The sequence below is a fragment of the Streptomyces sp. NPDC006193 genome (assembly GCF_040613915.1).
GTDB lineage: Bacteria > Actinomycetota > Actinomycetes > Streptomycetales > Streptomycetaceae > Streptomyces.
In genome coordinates, this window is record NZ_JBEXTB010000015.1 from 1 (window position 1) to 16897 (window position 16897).

Genomic DNA, 16897 nt, shown 5'->3' on the forward strand with positions numbered 1-16897 from the left:
GTGGAGCGGGCGTGGTTCCTGGCGTCCAGGTGGAGCGCGCCACTGTACGAACGACCTGGACGCCAGGGGCCGCGTCTGCTCGGCTCTGCCTGGGTTGACGGCGTACGGGGCGGACGCCCCCCGCATCCGCCACGATGAACCCGCGGACGGCGACGGCGCCCCCCCATCCCGGTGCCGGCCGATCCCCCGCCGGAGGCACTGTTCTGACCGTCACCGCGCAATGCGGTGATCGACTCATTGCCACCCGGCCTTATCCACATGTGGGCGCGCGTCGGCGCAGCGCGGGCGGAGCGGGCCGGAGGCAGGAGCGGTGCCCGCGGCGGAGCCGGGAGCGCGCCCGGCGGAGCGGAGCGTAGCCGGGGCTTGAACCCGTGAAGAAGGTTGTAACTCAGTCGTCGGATGGGATGCGCCACAAGGGAGCTGCGTACTGCTCCGGACGGCTGCTGATGAGCAGCTGGCGTAGGGCGTCCCTGTGAGAGCCGTTGAGGTTCAGGGCCTCGGTGAGGTGGCGGAACGTCGTGTGGGTGACTCCGCGGGTTCGGGCCTCACTCTGGAACTGGTCGAGCCGAGACAGTACGTCGTCGGCATCCAGCTTCGTCGGTGGCCGCTCAGTGAGCCACGCTGCCTTGTTGCGTTCGTAGTCAATTTCGGAGAAGCCGCAGATCTCGCGGCTGTATGCCTCGGCCTCGTCCAGGGCGGCGGTCGTCATGATGGCGCGGGCCAGACTGTTGCGGCTGACCGCGTCGTCCAGGTCGACTTCGTGGACCGTGGGCCCCTCGTCAGTGAGAGGGACGGGAAGACTGGCGTCGCGCACCTCGCAGATACCGCGGGCTCCTCGGGCTGTTGCGGCGAGCATGGCGGTGGCCTCTGAGGGGTGCCATTCCAGGATGCTGCCGATTGTCTCCACGTCCTCGGCGGTGAAGGTGTGGACGAGGGTGCCGAGCAGGGGGCGCAGGTCGTTGGGGGAGATTTCGCCGTCCAGCCCGGGGCCTGCGACCAGGAGGCGGATCGGGGCGTTGACCTGGCAGCAGGCGGCCAGGGTGAGGGCGTCGGCGAGTGGGCTCTTGAGGGTGGGTTCGTCACCCTGGGCGAGGATGTCACCGCCGACGTCGAGCAGATCGATCGATGCCGGTGCCAGGTGGGATACCAGCTCTTCGAGCTGGCGGGTGATGCCCTCAGCGCCGTGGTGCGGGTCGAGCAGGGCCAACGTGTGCGGGAGCTCTGCCGCGAGTCGGGGGAGCGTGGAGCCCGCCGGGGCGATCGGTTGGGCTTCGGCCGGCACCGACCAGACGGACTGAGTGACGGGTTCGAGTCCCGTGAAGCTGTCGGCTCCTCGTGGTCCCGGGAGTGGGTCGATCAGGAGGCGATCCCATGCGTACGTGAGGATCACCGCCTGGTCCTCGTCGCCGTAGAGGGCGGCGTGAAGCATGGCGGCGGCGACTGCGTCGCCCCCTCCTCCTGCTGCGACGATCAACCGCGTCATGCGCTCAGAGTACGGGTTCACGGGTTGGCCACTCACCCTATAGTGGCTAAAGGCCATAGCCACTTGGACGAGGAAGGGAGGGGAGATGCCGCAGATCGAAGAGGCTAAACCGAAGTATCTCCAGATCGCCCACTACATCCGTGACCAGATCCTTCGGGGTGACCTGCGGCCGGGGGACGAGGTGCCCTCGGAACGGCAGCTCGCTGCGGACTGGAAGGTGTCCCGGCCCACGGCCGCGCGGTCGTTGGAGGCGCTGAGTCATCAGGGCCTGGTCGAGAAGCGCCAGGGCTCGGGGACGTACGTGCGCAGCCTCGAAGTGAACCGCCGGGCAAGGGAGTTGTACGGGCGTGCCCGGCAGACCGGGAAGATCTACACGCCCGGAGAGTACGCGGTGATCACCTCGGCCGGCTGGCTGGAGGCTCCGGACTACGTCGCCGAAGCTCTGGGGCTGGTGAAGGATCGCCGAGCCGTGCACCGTCGGCGGGTGACGAACAACCAGGATGGTCCGATCAACCTGTCCACTTCGTGGTTCGCTGCGGACGTCGGCCAGCGGGCGCCCAAGCTCATGGATCCCGAGCGGATCCAGGAGGGGACGCTCATGTACGTCGAGCGGATGACGGGGCGTCAAGGCAGTTACGCGGAGGACCGCATGTGCGCTCGGGCCGCCACGGACGAGGAAGCGGCCGACCTGCGGTTGGAGCCCGGGTCCGCGGTCCTCATCGTCCATCACGTCGTCTTCGACCTTCAGGACCGCCCGCTGGAGTTCGCTGAAGCCACCTACCCGCCGCATCGCTGGGCGTTCGAGCAGGGCTACCCGCTCACCTGACGACGACTCGCCAGTTCCGGCGAACCGCTTGCGTCTCCAAAGTGGCTAATGCCACTATCCAGAAAGTGGCTAAGGCCACTTGGAGGAGAAGGGGGCACGACGTGACGAGTCGGCGGCCGGTGCAGGATGCGCGGTTAGCTTGCCGGGGGTGTCGGGGGCGTGGATGGAAGCGCGTCGGCTCCCGAACGGCGCTGGCGCTCTCCGCGGCCAACGACCGCAGCCGTGCCACGTCGAAGCGGCGCTGCCTCGACTGCGACGGCAGCGGCAAGGAGTGAGCACACATGGCCTACACGATCGACCGTCACCCCTGTGAGGACTCACCGCGACTCGGAGCGATGACCTTGCATCCGGAGCCCGAGTCCGTCCCTCGCGCCCGGCGCTGGTTCCGGAAGTTCATTGCCCCGTACAACCCGTCCTGCTCGATCGACGACTGCGCGCTGATGATCTCGGAGCTGGTGACCAACGCCATCCGGTACGGGAGGTCGGATGACTCGTGGGTGGTGCGGGTCGAGTGGTACCGCGAGGGAACCTCGCTCCGCGTCGACGTGCACAACCCGGGCTTCCCGGCGAATGTGCGGTTGCGGCACCCGGAGGCGGACGATGCCCACGGGCGGGGGCTGCTACTGGTCGACTCCATCGCCGACTCCTGGCGTTCCGGGCCCAGCTGCTTCGGCGGGACGGTTGTCTCCTTCGTGGTCGCCGATGCCTGGCCGGCGTGATGGGATAGCTCACCTCTCCTACTGCCACCTTGAATCTGTCGCTAGGCTGGTTGACCAGTTGACTTGGCCAATCTCGACGGGCGGCGTTCATGGCGTATGAAGTGGAGCCACCGAAGTACGTGCGCCTCGCGCAGACGCTTCAGCGGCGCATCGAGGACGGCACGTACGCACCCGGCACCCGCGTCCCCAGTGAGAACCAGCTGGTGCAGGCATTCGGGATGTCCCGTCCGACCGTCGTCCGGGCCCTGGAACTGCTGAAGCGGGACGGCTGGCTTGAGTCCCGGCAGGGGTACGGAACGATCGTCCGGGGTCGCCCGGAAGTCGTCGAGCAGAAGGACCGGCGGGGGCGTGAGGCGCTGGAGCGCGACGAGTCACAGGGCGCGGGCCGGCTGATCGAGGTCGGGCATGTGCCTGTCCCGACTCGGGTCGCCTCGGTACTTGGTTTGCCGAAGAGGGCCGAAGTCCTCATGCGCCGCTTCCTGGTCGAAGAGGACGGCGAAGTTGCCGAGCTGGTCTCGTCGTACTTCCCCGCCGGCCTGGTCGAAGGCACTGAGCTGGGGTCCGGGGAGCCCTTGAGCGGCAGTCCCCGTGAGCACCTCGAAGCGCGGAAGAAAGTCCGCTTCGACCACGTGACCGAGCGGGTCTCCGCTCGGCTGCCCGAAGCCCGTGAAGCCGAGCTGCTGGATCTGCCGGACGGCGTCCCCGTGCTGAGTGTCCTGGTCATTGCGTGCGACGCCTCCGGTCGAGCCTTGCTGGTTGCTGACGTGCTCCTGCCTGCCGACCGGCAGGAACTCGAAGACACCTACCGTCTGAACTGACTTCCACCTCGGGTGAAACTCCCGCGATAGCAACTTGACAAGTCAACCTGGCATCCCTAGTTTCGAGCTTGCTAAGTCAACTTGTCAGGCTGGCAGGTTGATCGACTCTCAGGAGGAGTAATCCCTGTGCGTGTGATCCGCGTTGACGCCTCGACCGCCACGATCCTGCTCACCGAGGCTCCGGCGCCGAAGGTACGCGACCGGCAGACCGGTGAGGTCGCCAAGGACGCGGTGACCGGTGAGGCGCTGATGACCGTCGGCGTCGTCTACATCGACGAGGGCGAGTCGTCGCTGATCCAGGTCACCGTTCCGGAGAGCGGCGTGACCGAGGGCCTGACGGTCGGTGCCCCAGTCTCGCTTCCGGGACTGGTGGCGCGGCCGTGGCAGAGCGTCTTCAACGGCCAGCAGCGGCACGGCATCGCCTACCGGGCGACCGCCGTCACTCCGGGCGCCTTCCCGATGGCTCAGGCGGGCTGACCGCCGTGACGGACCTGGTGACGTGGGCCGAGCTGGGCGGGGCGCTCACTGCGATAGGCGGCGCCGCCTACACCCGGCACGCCCACCCGGCGGCGTACTGGTCCACGGTCGGGCTGCCGCTCTCCGTGGCCCGGCTGCTGGCCTCGTACTCCTCGACCATGGACGCCTGCGGCCTGACCGTCGAGCCGTCCCGGTGGCGGGCACTGGCGGTCCGGGCGACCACCCGCCGTGAGGTCCGGCCGGTGCCTCCTCGCCGGGGCGTCATCCGTCCCACCACGACCGGCCTGCGCATACGGCTGAGGCTGGCCCCGGGCCAGGAGCCGGCGGACGTTGTGGCCTCCGCCGAACGTCTCCGGCACGCCTGGGGTGTCCACGCTGTCCACGTGCGGGATGTCAAGCCCGGCGTCGTCGAATTGCGGCTCATCGGCTTCGACGTGTTGCGGAAGGTGCGGATGCCCCGTCGGCTGGACGGCGGTCCGCTTCGGATCCCGGTGGCGTTACGGGAGGACGCGACCGCGTTCCTGCGGGACTACCGGGCCGTGCCGCATGAGCTGGTGCTCGGCGCCACGCTCTCGGGCAAGTCCATGTACCTGCGGAACCTGTTGACCGGGCTCGCTGCTCAGCCTGTGGCCCTGGTTGGGATCGACTGCAAGCGCGGGGTCGAGCTGGCGCCCTTCGCGCCCCGGCTCTCCGCCCTGGCGACCGACCCGGGCCAGGCGGCCGAGCTGCTTCCCGCGCTCGTGAAGGAAATGGAGGACCGATACGACCTGATCAAGGCCCGGCAGGGCATCGCGCCCGGCACCCCGGAAGAGCTGATCACCTCCGATGTCTGGGGACTGCCGGAGGATGAACGCCCGGCCACGATCGTGCTGTTCATCGACGAGGTGGCCGAACTCTTCCTCGTCGCCACACGGAAGGAGGAGGAGCGACGGGACGAGATGGTCACCCACCTCATCCGGCTCGCCCAACTCGGCCGGGCCGCCGGCATCTACCTCGAAGTCTGCGGACAGCGCTTCGGCGCCGAACTGGGCAAGGGCGCGACCATGCTCCGCGCTCAGCTCACCGGCCGCGTCTGCCACCGCGTGAACGACGAAGCCTCGGCCAAGATGGCACTCGGCGACATCGCCCCTGAGGCCGTCTTCGCGGCCTGCGCCATCGCCCCCGACCTGCCCGGCCTGGCCGTCGTCGGCGACACCTCCGGCGGCTGGTCCCGCATCCGTACCCCTTACCTCTCCCTCGCCGACGCTGCGGCCACCTGCCGCGCGACGGCGGACCTCGCCCCCGACGTACCGGCGCTCGATCTCTTCCGGCCGCACGTCCCGCCGGTGCCGGTGGAGGCGTCCGGGCCCGTGGCCACGGCTCGCCCGGTCACCGAGTAAGCGCACCCCGCCCACGGCCGGCACAGCCGTCCCGTGCCGCGTCCCTACCCCCTCCACGCCTGGAACCGGAAGGAGCCGCGCCGTGCGTGCCATGCCCGTCCGCATCGACGCCGTACTCGTCCAAGCGCTGATCGCCGCCGCGCTGTCCTTCGCCCACCTGCATGACCTGGCACTGGCTGCCGGACAGGACGGCTGGAAGGCGTGGGCCTATCCGGTCTCCGTCGACCTGCTGTTGGTGGCGGCTTGGCGGCGGCTGCGCTCCGGTGAGGCGAAAGCGGCCGGGTGGTGCTGGTTCCTCATCGCCCTGACCGCGTCGCTCGGCGCCAACGTCGCTACGGCCGGCCTGCTCGACCTGAACGACGTGCCGGACTGGCTGCGCATCCTCGTCGCCGGATGGCCTGCGGTCGCTTTCCTGGGCGGGACGCTGCTCGCCCACGGAGCAACCGCGGACACATCGACGGGGGAGCACGAGTCAACCCCGGGACCTATGGCGCCCGAAACGCCGGCCTCCGCACCCGAGTTGCCCGCTGCGGAGTCGGAACCGGCTCCGCCCTCCATGGCCCCGGTCCCGCCGGCGCTCGTCACGCTCGCGCGCAAGGTCGCCGACGAGCACCGCGCCCGGACCGGAACACCCATCGACACCTCGACCCTTCGCGCCCGGCTCGGCGTCCCGCTGCCGCTCGCCGAAGCCATCACCGCCCACCTGACCTGACCCGGAGGACTTTCCCCCGTGCGCCCGTCCACGCTCCGCGCGCTGAAGCGCGCCGCCGAGCTGACCCGACAGAACCGCCTCACCGAAGCCGTGCTCATCGCCGAGCCCGTGATCCTCGCCGCCGACGAGTACGAGGCCGACGAGATCTTGCGCTGGCTGGCCGAGCACGTCACCGACTTCACCGGCGAAGATCCGAAGGAGACCCCCTGATGACCGCCAACCGCCGCTTCCGCCGCGTCGTCCGCATCGGCCCCGTGCAGGTCGCCACCTACTACGACGGCCGCGGCCGCGAGAAGCACACCGCCGCTTGCACGGCCCCGCGCTGTGGCTTCGCCACGGACTACGACAACCGCGCCGCCGCTGAGCTGGCCGCCCGTACCCACCGCTGCGCCGTCCGCTGAGGGAGTGCCCGTGACCGTCTCGCTGCCGCTCGTCTTCGTCCTGGGCGTCATCGCCTGGGCCGCGATCAAGTTCCTCGGTGTCCGGCTCTGGGTCGCCGTCGTGATCGCGCTCTTCGGCTTCTGGCTCTCGCACACCTTCCTCGCTCCCGCCATCGAGTCCGGCACCCGCTCCGGGGTCGACGTCGTCAACGGCACCCACGAGTGACAAGGAGATCCGCCGTGTTCCGTCCCAAGCTGCCCGACGTCCCGACTCTGCCGACGCCGACCGTCACGCCTCAGCAGACGCAGGTTTCGGCTCCCTCGGTCGGCCGCCCGGTCGCCCCGTACGTGGGCGTCGGTGTCGGAGCGGTCGCCGCCGTGGTCGTCGTCGGGATCGTGCTCACCGCACTTCTGGCGGCGGTCGCCGTCTCGGCCGTGTCCGTGGCCATCGCCGCCGTGGTCCTGCGCTCCCTCGTCAGCAGCGCGCACAAGCGCTGACCGGCCGCCGGGGCGGCAACAAGCCGCCAAGCATCCCGCCGCCCCGGGGCCGTCCCTCCCAACCGTCACGACAGCCGAAAGGAACTCCCATCATCACCCGGCAGACTCCGCCCCCACTGGCGGAACTCTCCATGCTGGCCTCCCTCGGCACCCTGCCCGAGCTGGCCCGCCAACTGTCCGGCCTGGGCGGCTGCACCCGCCCCATACGCCTCGACGGCCACCGCACCGAACACGCGGTGGACCGGACGACCGGCGAGATCGGCCGCGTCCTGCACCACCTGGACTCATCAGCCCTCCCGGCCGGTCAGCTCCTCGTCCGCTGCAACAACCGCCGCGCCACCCGGTGCGCGGCCTGCGCCGAGACCTACCGCCGCGACACCTACCACCTGATCACCGCAGGACTCCGCGGCGGCAAGGGCACCCCGGATCGGGTCGCCACCCACCCGCGCGTCTTCGCCACCTTCACCGCTCCCGGCTTCGGCCCGGTCCACAACCGCCCCACTGGCGGACGCCCCTGCCGCTGCGGCCTCCGCCACGACGACCAGGACCCGGCCCTGGGCACGCCCCTCGATCCGGACACCTACGACTATGAAGCGGCCGTGCTCTGGAACGCGCACGCCGGGGCCCTCTGGCAACGCTTCTCGATCTACCTCCGCAGGGAGGTCGCCAAGCGAGCCGGCCTCACCCAACGGGCCTTCCGCGACCATGCGCGGGTCTCCTTCGCCAAGGTGGCCGAGTACCAGAAGCGGGGCGCTGTCCACTTCCACGCGGTCATCCGCCTCGACGGTCCCGAGGGCGGCGAGACCGCGCCCCCGGCCTGGGCGACGGCCGAGCTGCTGACCGACGCCATCCGCGCTGCAGCTGCTGCCGCTCGCGTCTACGGCCCGGAGGTCGACGGCCGGCCGCACACCTTCGTCTTCGGCCGACAGCTGGACATCCGCCCGATCCGGTCCGCCGCCTTCGGCGACGGCCAGGAGGTGACCGAGCGGGCCGTAGCGGCGTATGTCGCCAAGTACGCCACCAAAGGCGCCGAGACGGCGACGGGCACCCTCGACCGGCCGATCCGCTTCCTCGCTGAGCTGGCGCAAGCGCGGATCACCGACCACGCCCGGCGCATGATCCGCACCGCCTGGACGCTGGGCGCACGCCCCGAGCTGGCAGACCTCCGCCTGCGGGCCTGGGCCCACATGCTCGGCTTCCGCGGCCACTTCTCCACCAAGTCCCGCCGCTACTCCACCACCCTCGGCGCCCTCCGCGACGCCCGTGCCGAATGGCGCCGCGCGCAGGCCGCTCCGGCCACGCCTCAGGAAGGCGAGACCACGCTCGTCCTCGCTCACTGGGTCTTCGCCGGCACCGGCCTCAGCGCCGGTGAGGCCTGGCTCGCCGCATCACTTCAGCCCGCCCCCGGAACCGAAGGAGAACCGACCCGTGCGTGATGACGAACTGCTCACCGTTGCCGAGGTGATGGCCCGTCTCAGGCTCGGCCGGTCCAAGGTGTACGACCTGATCCGTACGCGGCGGCTGCCCTCGGTCACCATCGGCCGGTGCCGGCGTATCCCGGCCTCCGCCCTGGGCGACTTCATCGCGGAGCAGATGGAGCGTGCGGCCTGATGACCAAGCGTCGGAGCCGCGGTGACGGCGGCCTGCACTGGGACGAGAGACGGCAACGGTGGATCGCCACGGCGAACCTCGGGTTCGATCCGAGCGGTAAGCGGATCGTCAAGCGGGGGAGCGGCAAGACCAAGACGGAGGCCAAGAACAAGCTCAAGGAGGTGTTGCGGGACCACGAGGACGGCCTCGCCATCGCGCCCACCAACTACATGGTCAAGGACGCGGTGACGGACTGGCTCACATACGGCTTGGCGGGTCTCGATCCGAGCACCGTCGAGACCACCACGCTCCTGAGCCAGAAGCACGTCATTCCGGCGCTCGGTGCACGCAAGCTCCGTGACCTAAGCGCGGAGGACGTCGACCGCTGGCTGGCCGCCAAGGCGAAGACGCTCAGCACGCGCACTCTCCAGGCGATCCACTCGTGCCTCAACCGCGCGGTCAAGCGGGCCATGGCCCGGGACAAGGTGAAGCGGAACGTCGTCGAGCTGTGCTCGGTGCCCCAGGGGCAAGCCGGGCGCCCCTCCAAGGCGCTCACCTTCGCTCAGGCCGAGGCCGTGCTTAAGGGTGCCGAGGGGACCTCGATGTACGCGTACATCGTCGTGGCCCTGCTGACTGGTGCCCGTACCGAGGAGCTGCGGGCGCTCACCTGGGATCACGTCTTCCTGAAGGGCAAGCCGGACGCCGACCCGCCCCAGCCTCCGCACATCGCGGTGTGGCGCTCGGTCCGTCGGGGCGGGGACACCAAAACCCGGAAGTCCCGGCGCACGCTCGCTCTGCCGGCGCGCTGTGTCGAAGCCCTCTGGCAGCAGTTCGAAGATCAGGGCTGGGATCGGCTCGCCGCTGAGGACAAGTGGGAGGAACACGGCCTCGTCTTCTCCTCGGCCGTGGGCAAGCCTCTCGATGCCGCCAACGTCCGCCGTGCCTTCCGCCAGGCGCTCAAGGGCATCGACGGGATCAACCCGGAGGAGTGGACGCCGAGGGAGCTGCGGCACAGCTTCGTGTCCCTGCTCTCCGACCGGGGCGTGCCACTGGAGGAGATCTCGCGGCTCGTCGGGCACTCGGGTACGGCCGTGACCGAGGAGGTCTACCGGAAGCAGATCCGGCCCGTGATTCAGACCGGCGCGGTGGTCATGGACGGCATCTTCGGCGCGCAAGAGCGGCGGCCGTAGACACGCGGAGAGCGTTAGTCACGCAGATAGACACGCACGCAGAAACAGATCAGGCAGGTACTGAATCCAGTACCTGCCTGATCTGCTACTTCGGCTGTCGGGGTGGCGGGATTTGAACCCACGACCTCTTCGTCCCGAACGAAGCGCGCTGCCAAGCTGCGCTACACCCCGATGTCGCTGCTTGTCGCGGCGACGACGTTTACTTTAGCCCACCGGGGGCTGTAGACGAAATCCGATTCAGACGGGGTGACGGGTGGGGGTCGGGCGGGCGTGGTCCAGGGCCACCAGGAGGACCGCCAGGGCGTACATCGCGAGGCCCAGGAGGAGGGCGTCGGCCAGGGTGCTGCGGTAGCCGTGGGCGGTGACGTCCAGGAAGGGGTAGAGGTAGCGGGACGGGTCGGAGGGGGCGAGGAAGGCCGCTCGGATGAAGCAGAAGACCAGGTAGGCCAAGGGGTAGAGGAGCCAGGTTGCGGTCTGGCGGAGATGCAGGCGGGCCGCCGGGGTGAGGAGCAGCCAGTCCAGCAGGGCCGCCGCCGGGATCACCGTGTGGAGGAGCTGCAGCGCCGCCCACCGGGCGTGCCAGCGTTCCGGGGGCGTCGTCGTGCCGGTCATGGAGAACGGGGGCGTGGTGTGGGCCAGGAGCAGGTGGTAGACCAGCGCCGTGATCACCGCGTAGAGGAGTGCGGCACCTGTCACGGCGGACGGGAGCGGGCGGCGGGCCCGCCAGGCCCTCCTCGCCGACAGGAGCATGACCACGGCCAGCAGGAGGTCGGCCTGGACGCTGAAGTAGCCGAGGGCGCGGGCCGGGGTGCTCAGCAGCATTTCCAGGGCCACTCCCGCGGCCGCCGTCACGGCGATCAGCGTGCGGAACACCGCGGCCCGGGGGCGGCGGGCCGGGGCCACCACCGCCGTGGCGGGGACGGATGCGGGCTGCGGCAGGGGCGTGGCCGGGACCGCGGGCAGGTCCGGGATGTCCCTGGGTATCGGGGCGGTCATGCCCTTCACGCTAGGAGCGGGGGGAGGGCGGGGCCACGCGGGTTGGTCCGGGTGGGTTGCGTCCGGCAGCCGGCGGTCGTCGCGACGGCTGGTCGACGCGACGGTCGTCGCGGCGGCTGGTCGTCCGGGCGTCGTCGACGCCGGCCGACGTCGCTGGTGGCCGGCGGCCTCGGTTCACCGGCCCCTGCCGTCAGCCGTCGGCGGCGGTACGCGCTTCGCAGTTGTGGGCGGGTGCGGGGCCACTTATGGCAGCCCGCCCCCGCACCCGGCTCCTCATCGCCCCGGCGCCTCGAGTCTGACCGGCGCGGCGCCCGCGCTCCTGAGGCCGGCCCGCCGGACCGCGGCCCGACCGCGGCCGGCAACCGCTGCCGCGCCGCGTCCGTCACCGCCGCGCCACGTCCGTCACCGCCGCGGCCGTCACCCACCCCGACGCGGTCGGCCGGCTCGCTACCGCCTTTCCACCAGCGTCAGCAGCGTCGCCTCCGGCGGGCAGGCGAAGCGGACCGGGGTGTAGCGGTTGGTGCCGCAGCCCGCCGAGACGTGGAGGAAGGAGGTACGGCCCTCGGCCGTGTGGGTGGAGAGGCCCTTCACACGGTCCGTGTCCAGGTCGCAGTTGGTGACCAGGGCGCCGTAGAAGGGGATGCAGAGCTGGCCGCCGTGGGTGTGGCCGGCCAGGATCAGGGGGTAGGCGTCCGCCGTGAACGCGTCCAGCACCCGCAGGTACGGGGCGTGGACCACGCCGAGGGAGAGGTCGTACGTGCCGGACGGGCCGCCGGCCACCCGGGCGTAGCGGTCGCGCTTGATGTGGGGGTCGTCCAGGCCGGTCAGCTCGATCGAGACGCCCTCGACCTTCAGCACTCCCCGCGTGTTCGTCAGGTTCAGCCAGCCCGCCGCGTCGAAGCCGTCCCGCAGGTCCTCCCACGGGTTGTGGATCGCGCCCACCGCCGGCGGGTTGCCGTTCAGACCGTGGCGTCCGCTGGCCTTCTCCAGCAGGTAGCGGGCGGGGTTGCGCAGCTTGGGGCCGTAGTAGTCGTTGGACCCGAAGACGTACGCGCCCGGGAACTCCATCAGGGGGCCCAGGGCGTCCAGGACCTCGGGAACCGCCTCCGGGTCCGAGAGGTTGTCACCCGTGTTGATCACGAAGTCGGGGCGCAGGCCGGCCAGCGACTGCAGCCAGCGCTGCTTCTTGCGCTGGCCGCCGACCATGTGGATGTCGGAGACCTGCAGGACGCGCAGCGGGCGCATGCCCGGGGGCAGGACCGGGACGGTGACCCGTCGGAGTCGGAAGGAACGGGCCTCGAAACCCGCCGCATACACCAGGCCGGCGGCGCCGGCCGCCACGATCCCCAGGGGAATTCCGTATCGCGCGCGCATGTGCCCATCGTGTCAGACCCGTTGGCGGCCGGCGCCGCCGGCCGCCGGTAAATCGGCGGGCGTATCCGGGCGGGGACCTGCGACAATCGGGGCCATGACCACCACGCTCAAGTCGAAGCTGCAGGACGACCTCAACGCCGCGATCAAGGAGCGCGACGAGCTCCGCTCCTCGACGCTCCGGCTGACGCTCGCCGCCATCACCAAGGAGGAGGTCGCGGGCAAGGAGAAGCGGGAGCTGTCGGACGACGAGGTGCTCAAGGTGATCACCCGCGAGGCGAAGAAGCGCCGTGAGGCGGCCGAGGCCTTCGCGCAGGGTGGTCGCGCGGAGCAGGCCGAGCGGGAGAAGGCGGAGGGCGAGGTGCTCGCCGGGTACCTGCCGAAGCAGCTGTCCGACGACGAGCTGAACGCGATCGTCGCCCAGGCCGTGGAGGAGGCCAGGGCGGCCGGCGCCGAGGGGCCGCGTGCGATGGGCGCCGTTATGAAGATCGTGAACCCCAAGGTGGCCGGTCAGGCCGAGGGCGGCCGGGTCGCCGCCGCGGTGAAGAAGCTGCTCCAGGGCTGAGCGCCGCTGCCGCTCGACGCGGTGGCGAGGGCCGTCGCCCCCCGGGGCAGCACGCTTCGCCGGGGCGAGCGGCTGTCTCTCGGCACCCCGGCCGCCGTCCGTTCCGCGTCCGGGCGGCCGCCCCTCCGTGGACCCGGCGGCTCGCCCCCTTCGCGTCCCGGCGGCTCGCTCCCTCCGCGTTCCGGCGGCTCGCTCCCTCCGCGTTCCGGCGGCTCGCCCCCTCCGCGTCCCGGCGGCTGCCTCGTCACGCGGCCCGAGCCGCACTCCGCTCCGGCCGGACAGCGGCCCAGCAGCCCCTTCCCGGCGCCCATGCGCGGCAACGACGACGGGGCCGCACCCGGTGAACGGGTGCGGCCCCGGGCCGGTCCGGACGGAACCCGCTAACCGCGGCCGCCCGTGCCCCCGCGGCCGTTGCCGCCGTTGCCCTGGCCCTGGATGAAGTTCTCGGGGAAGGAGAACGTCGGCGTCGGGAACCTGCCGCCGATGCCGCCGCCGGCCGTGTCGCCCGTGGTGCCCGCGCCGGTGGTCCCGCCGTTCGCCGGGCCGCCGATCAGTCCGCCGATCACCTGCCCCGGCGTCCTGCCGTCGTCCCCGTCGTTCCCGTCGTCCCCGTTGTTCCCGTCGTCCGTCCCCCGGTGGCCCCGGCCCGGGTCACCCTCGTCGCGGGCCGGGTCGGGGATGTCCACCAGGTGGAAGTCCAGCACCGGCTTGCCCTCCAGGGCGCCGGCCATCATGTCCCGCCAGATCGGTCCGGGGACCTCGCCGCCGTAGACCTTGGCGTACGGGACGCCGCCGATGGTGATGTTGACCATCCGGCGCTTGTGCTGCGGGTCGCCGACCCAGACCGCGCCCGCCATGTTCGGGGTGTAGCCGACGAACCAGGCCGCGTACCGCTCGTCCGTCGTGCCGGTCTTGCCCGCGCTCGGACGGCTGCCCAGACCGGCCTCCTGCCCCGTGCCGTCCTCGACCACGCCCTTGAGGAGGGTGCTGATCGTGTCGGCGGTGTTCTCCGACATCGCCCGCGAACAGGTCGACTTCGGCACCTGCAGGGACTTCTGCTCGCTGCCGACCTTCTGGGTGATCGACTCGATGGCGACCGGGGTGCAGTACATCCCGCGCGCGGCGAAGGTGGCGTAGGCGTTCGCCATGGTCAGCGGGGCCATCTCCTGAGTGCCCAGGGCGATGGAGGGGGCTTGGTCGATCTTGCGGCCGTCCGCGCGCGCCACGCCCATCTTCTTGGCCATGTCGATGACGGGGCAGATGCCGATGTCGCTGATCAGCTGCACGTAGTAGGTGTTGACCGACTTCGCGGTCGCCTCCGACATGCTGTACGGGCCGTGCTCGGACCGGTTCTCGTTGGTCAGCTTGGCCGGCCGGTTGGGGTCGTTGCGCCAGCTCTTGCCGTCGCAGGCGGCCACCGGGCTCGGGTACGGCATCTCGTACGGCGACGAGTACTCCTGCGTCGGGGGCTTGCCGCCCTCGACGGCCGCCGCGGCGACGATCGGCTTGAACGTGGAGCCGGGCTGGTAGCCGGCGCCGCCGCCCATGTCCTGGTTCACCGACAGGTTGATCGTCGTCTCGTCGTTCTTGACGTTGACGCCGTACGGGCGGGACTGGCCCATCGCGAGGATCCTGCCGGTGCCGGGCTCGACGATGGTCGCGGCCGTGGCCACGGAGTCGCTCCGGTCGACGTGGTCCTTGATGGACGCCTGCACGGACCGCTGGGCCTGCGGGTCGAGCGTCGTGCGGATCGTCAGGCCGCCCCGGTTCCAGAGCTTGGCCCGCTGCTCCTTCGTCCTGCCGAAGACGGGGTCGGTGAGGACGATCTGGCGGACGTAGTCGCAGAAGAAGCCGGCGCCCTTCACCGCGGTGATGCAGCCGTTCCTGGGACGGCTGGTGTGCAGGCCGAGCGGCTTCTGCTTGGCCCGGTCGGCCTCCTGCTGCGAGATGTCGCCGACCTCGGCCATGCGCTGCAGCACGATGTTGCGCCGCTTGGTGGCCTCCGCCTCGTCGTTCACCGGGTCGTAGCGGCTCGGGGACTGCACGATGCCGGCCAGCAGGGCCGACTCCTGCAGGTTCAGGTCCTTGGCGTGCTTGGAGAAGTAGCGCTGGGAGGCGGCCTCGACGCCGTAGGCCTGCTCACCGAAGAACGTGATGTTCAGGTAGTTCTCGAGGATCTTCTTCTTGCCGAGCTTGTCCTCGATCTGGATGGCGTACTTCAGCTCGCGGATCTTGCGGCCCAGGGTCTGCTGGGTGGCCTCGGCGACCTTCGTCGGGTCGTCGCCGGCCTCCTCGATGAAGTAGTTCTTCACCAGCTGCTGGGTGAGGGTGGAGGCGCCCTGGGCGACGCCGCCCTCCCGTGCGTTCTTGTTCAGGGCCCGCAGCACGCCCTTGAGGTCGACCGCGCCGTGCTGGTAGAAGCGCGAGTCCTCGATCGCGACGATCGCCTTCTGCACGTACGGCGAGATGTCCTTGAGGTCCACCACCGTGCGGTCACGGGAGTAGACGGTCGCGATCTGCCTGCCCCGGCTGTCCAGGATCGTCGTGCGCTGGCTGAGCTGGGGGCTCTTGAGGTTGGCCGGGATCTCGTCGAAGCCCTTGACGGAGCCCTTGGCCGCGAGGCCCAGCGCGCCGGCCGCGGGCAGTGCGATGCCCGCCATGACGGCTCCGGCGAGCACACTGACACCGAGGAACTTGGCGGCCTGCTGCGTGTGCGACAGACCGCCGCCCGAGCGCTTCTTTGGCATGGGGGCAGCCTAATCCGTACTCATGAGCGTTCCGCGGGAGCGGCTCCCCGTCGGGATGTTCGCGTACCGGATCGTGACGTACCCCGGTGGGCGACCGGACGCATACCGGACGCAGCGCCGCGCACAGCGGGACGCCCCCGCGTTCCCATTCGCCGGACACGCGCACAGGCATTGGCCTAAGCTGCTCTCGACCGTCACAGCGGTGCGGTCGTGTGTCCCTGCGTCCGGTGACCCCGAACCGTCCCGGACGCAGCCCGCAGGTCCCCGGGGAGCGTGCCCGTTCCCCGTGAAGGACGCGCCGGGATCCGCCTCGTGCGTCATCCGGCGTCCGGTGTGGCGTACCACAGCCGTCCTGGTTTGCCGGGATGGTCGCGCATGTCGCCAGGTCACTCCCGCGGGTGATCTGCCGCTTACCCATAGTCCGTTCGGGCCATTCAAGATTGGGCCCGAAGGGGGTGTTGCGCTGTCTCCGCCTTCCGTAACGTCCTCAACTGGCGGCGGTGAATATGCCGCTGCCGCCGTGGGGGAGCCTCGATTCGGGAGAGGACGGCGCCGGTATGGGCTGGGTAACCGACTGGAGTGCGCAGGCCGCCTGCCGCACTACGGATCCGGATGAACTGTTCGTTCAGGGAGCAGCGCAGAACAGGGCCAAGGCGGTGTGCACCGGATGCCCGGTGCGCACCGAGTGCCTGGCGGACGCGCTGGACAACCGCGTCGAGTTCGGCGTGTGGGGAGGGATGACGGAGCGGGAGCGCCGCGCACTGCTGCGCAGGCGGCCCACCGTGACCTCTTGGCGGAGGCTGCTGGAAACCGCCCGCTCGGAGTACGAGCGGGGCGCCGGCATCGTGCACCTCGACAACGACGAGGTGTACGAGAACTACGCGGCGGTGAGCTGAGGGCCTCGCCCTCGGGAGACCGCCGGGCGTCCGCCCGCCGGGCGACCTCGGCGACATCCGGAATGCCTCCGGGGCGCGTCCGACATGCCTGTGGGACACAGCCGGGCGCAGCGCTGCGAGGCAACGGCCCCGGCAGCCGCCGCCCGCGTCTCCGCGCGGAACGAGCGCACCCCCGCCGCGCGCCTGTCCGCTCCGCGGCGCACGCTGCCCGGCACCGCGGCGCACGGTGCCTGGGCCACTGCGCCGGCGC

At 70.8% G+C, this 16897-nt stretch carries 19 protein-coding genes and 1 tRNA gene; 15 read left to right on the plus strand and 5 right to left on the minus strand.

Annotated features, from left to right (window positions below):
• Positions 1-388: 388 nt before the first annotated feature.
• Positions 389-1483: a DUF1152 domain-containing protein gene (locus ABZ261_RS16145; RefSeq protein ID WP_356859537.1), complete on the minus strand. Its 1095-nt coding sequence runs from the start codon at positions 1481-1483 to the stop codon at positions 389-391.
• Between the two features lie 85 nt (positions 1484-1568).
• On the opposite strand from ABZ261_RS16145, the gene ABZ261_RS16150 reads away from it, so the two are divergent.
• From ABZ261_RS16150 to ABZ261_RS16210, 13 genes are all read left to right on the plus strand, one after another.
• A complete protein-coding gene (locus tag ABZ261_RS16150; protein ID WP_356859539.1) occupies positions 1569-2309 on the plus strand; it encodes a GntR family transcriptional regulator in 741 nt (246 codons plus the stop codon).
• 281 nt (positions 2310-2590) lie between these two features.
• Positions 2591-3028, plus strand: coding sequence for an ATP-binding protein (locus ABZ261_RS16155; RefSeq protein ID WP_290005179.1), 438 nt, complete (start codon positions 2591-2593; stop codon positions 3026-3028).
• Between the two features lie 89 nt (positions 3029-3117).
• Positions 3118-3846, plus strand: a complete 729-nt coding sequence (locus ABZ261_RS16160; protein ID WP_356859541.1) for a GntR family transcriptional regulator — start codon at positions 3118-3120, stop codon at positions 3844-3846.
• A gap of 126 nt (positions 3847-3972) precedes the next feature.
• Complete coding sequence (locus ABZ261_RS16165) at positions 3973-4323, plus strand: hypothetical protein (RefSeq protein WP_356859543.1); 351 nt, start codon at positions 3973-3975, stop codon at positions 4321-4323.
• Positions 4324-4328: 5 nt separating this feature from the next.
• On the plus strand, positions 4329-5702 hold the full coding sequence (locus tag ABZ261_RS16170; RefSeq protein WP_356859545.1) for an FtsK/SpoIIIE domain-containing protein: 1374 nt from the start codon (positions 4329-4331) through the stop codon (positions 5700-5702).
• Positions 5703-5784: 82 nt separating this feature from the next.
• Positions 5785-6414 carry a DUF2637 domain-containing protein gene (locus tag ABZ261_RS16175; protein WP_356859547.1) on the plus strand — a complete coding sequence of 210 codons (630 nt, stop codon included), beginning with the start codon at positions 5785-5787 and terminating at the stop codon, positions 6412-6414.
• 18 nt (positions 6415-6432) lie between these two features.
• Positions 6433-6624, plus strand: a complete 192-nt coding sequence (locus ABZ261_RS16180) for a hypothetical protein (protein WP_356859549.1) — start codon at positions 6433-6435, stop codon at positions 6622-6624.
• Positions 6624-6815: a mobile element transfer protein gene (locus ABZ261_RS16185; protein WP_356859551.1), complete on the plus strand. Its 192-nt coding sequence runs from the start codon at positions 6624-6626 to the stop codon at positions 6813-6815. The genes ABZ261_RS16180 and ABZ261_RS16185 overlap by 1 nt, the downstream gene beginning before the upstream one ends.
• A gap of 10 nt (positions 6816-6825) precedes the next feature.
• The gene (locus ABZ261_RS16190; RefSeq protein ID WP_023588145.1) at positions 6826-7020 is read left to right on the plus strand and encodes a hypothetical protein; all 195 of its coding nucleotides are present in this window, start codon (positions 6826-6828) and stop codon (positions 7018-7020) included.
• A 14-nt stretch (positions 7021-7034) separates the two neighbouring features.
• The gene (locus tag ABZ261_RS16195; protein WP_356859553.1) at positions 7035-7292 is read left to right on the plus strand and encodes a SpdD protein; all 258 of its coding nucleotides are present in this window, start codon (positions 7035-7037) and stop codon (positions 7290-7292) included.
• A 131-nt stretch (positions 7293-7423) separates the two neighbouring features.
• Positions 7424-8728, plus strand: coding sequence for a replication initiator (locus tag ABZ261_RS16200; protein WP_356859555.1), 1305 nt, complete (start codon positions 7424-7426; stop codon positions 8726-8728).
• Positions 8721-8903 carry a helix-turn-helix domain-containing protein gene (locus tag ABZ261_RS16205; RefSeq protein WP_356859557.1) on the plus strand — a complete coding sequence of 61 codons (183 nt, stop codon included), beginning with the start codon at positions 8721-8723 and terminating at the stop codon, positions 8901-8903. The genes ABZ261_RS16200 and ABZ261_RS16205 overlap by 8 nt, the downstream gene beginning before the upstream one ends.
• Positions 8903-10072: a site-specific integrase gene (locus ABZ261_RS16210; RefSeq protein WP_356859559.1), complete on the plus strand. Its 1170-nt coding sequence runs from the start codon at positions 8903-8905 to the stop codon at positions 10070-10072. The genes ABZ261_RS16205 and ABZ261_RS16210 overlap by 1 nt, the downstream gene beginning before the upstream one ends.
• 97 nt (positions 10073-10169) lie before the next feature.
• On the opposite strand, the gene ABZ261_RS16215 is transcribed toward ABZ261_RS16210, so the two are convergent.
• From ABZ261_RS16215 to ABZ261_RS16225, 3 genes are all read right to left on the minus strand, one after another.
• Positions 10170-10243, minus strand: a tRNA-Pro gene (locus ABZ261_RS16215).
• Between the two features lie 66 nt (positions 10244-10309).
• Positions 10310-11068 carry a Pr6Pr family membrane protein gene (locus ABZ261_RS16220; protein ID WP_356859561.1) on the minus strand — a complete coding sequence of 253 codons (759 nt, stop codon included), beginning with the start codon at positions 11066-11068 and terminating at the stop codon, positions 10310-10312.
• A 447-nt stretch (positions 11069-11515) separates the two neighbouring features.
• Complete coding sequence (locus ABZ261_RS16225; protein WP_356859563.1) at positions 11516-12442, minus strand: metallophosphoesterase; 927 nt, start codon at positions 12440-12442, stop codon at positions 11516-11518.
• A 94-nt stretch (positions 12443-12536) separates the two neighbouring features.
• Here ABZ261_RS16225 and ABZ261_RS16230 point away from each other — a divergent pair, with 94 nt between their 5' ends.
• Positions 12537-13004 carry a GatB/YqeY domain-containing protein gene (locus ABZ261_RS16230; RefSeq protein ID WP_356859565.1) on the plus strand — a complete coding sequence of 156 codons (468 nt, stop codon included), beginning with the start codon at positions 12537-12539 and terminating at the stop codon, positions 13002-13004.
• A gap of 380 nt (positions 13005-13384) precedes the next feature.
• Here ABZ261_RS16230 and ABZ261_RS16235 read toward each other — a convergent pair whose 3' ends face one another.
• Complete coding sequence (locus tag ABZ261_RS16235; protein ID WP_356859567.1) at positions 13385-15751, minus strand: transglycosylase domain-containing protein; 2367 nt, start codon at positions 15749-15751, stop codon at positions 13385-13387.
• Positions 15752-16308: 557 nt separating this feature from the next.
• Between ABZ261_RS16235 and wblA the strand changes: the two genes are divergently transcribed.
• Positions 16309-16647, plus strand: a complete 339-nt coding sequence (wblA, locus tag ABZ261_RS16240) for a transcriptional regulator WblA (RefSeq protein WP_356859569.1) — start codon at positions 16309-16311, stop codon at positions 16645-16647.
• Positions 16648-16897: the final 250 nt, after the last annotated feature.

What these genes read in the sequence shown, in the direction of transcription:
- ABZ261_RS16210 (WP_356859559.1), top strand. Translation starts at nt 8,903, where the DNA reads ATGACCAAGCGTCGGAGCCGCGGTGACGGCGGCCTGCACTGGGACGAG.
- ABZ261_RS16220 (WP_356859561.1), bottom strand. Translation starts at nt 11,068, where the DNA reads ATGACCGCCCCGATACCCAGGGACATCCCGGACCTGCCCGCGGTCCCG.
- ABZ261_RS16145 (WP_356859537.1), bottom strand. Translation starts at nt 1,483, where the DNA reads ATGACGCGGTTGATCGTCGCAGCAGGAGGAGGGGGCGACGCAGTCGCC.
- ABZ261_RS16185 (WP_356859551.1), top strand. Translation starts at nt 6,624, where the DNA reads ATGACCGCCAACCGCCGCTTCCGCCGCGTCGTCCGCATCGGCCCCGTG.
- ABZ261_RS16150 (WP_356859539.1), top strand. Translation starts at nt 1,569, where the DNA reads ATGCCGCAGATCGAAGAGGCTAAACCGAAGTATCTCCAGATCGCCCAC.
- ABZ261_RS16230 (WP_356859565.1), top strand. Translation starts at nt 12,537, where the DNA reads ATGACCACCACGCTCAAGTCGAAGCTGCAGGACGACCTCAACGCCGCG.
- ABZ261_RS16225 (WP_356859563.1), bottom strand. Translation starts at nt 12,442, where the DNA reads ATGCGCGCGCGATACGGAATTCCCCTGGGGATCGTGGCGGCCGGCGCC.
- ABZ261_RS16200 (WP_356859555.1), top strand. Translation starts at nt 7,424, where the DNA reads ATGCTGGCCTCCCTCGGCACCCTGCCCGAGCTGGCCCGCCAACTGTCC.
- ABZ261_RS16160 (WP_356859541.1), top strand. Translation starts at nt 3,118, where the DNA reads ATGGCGTATGAAGTGGAGCCACCGAAGTACGTGCGCCTCGCGCAGACG.
- wblA (WP_356859569.1), top strand. Translation starts at nt 16,309, where the DNA reads ATGGGCTGGGTAACCGACTGGAGTGCGCAGGCCGCCTGCCGCACTACG.
- ABZ261_RS16155 (WP_290005179.1), top strand. Translation starts at nt 2,591, where the DNA reads ATGGCCTACACGATCGACCGTCACCCCTGTGAGGACTCACCGCGACTC.
- ABZ261_RS16235 (WP_356859567.1), bottom strand. Translation starts at nt 15,751, where the DNA reads ATGCCAAAGAAGCGCTCGGGCGGCGGTCTGTCGCACACGCAGCAGGCC.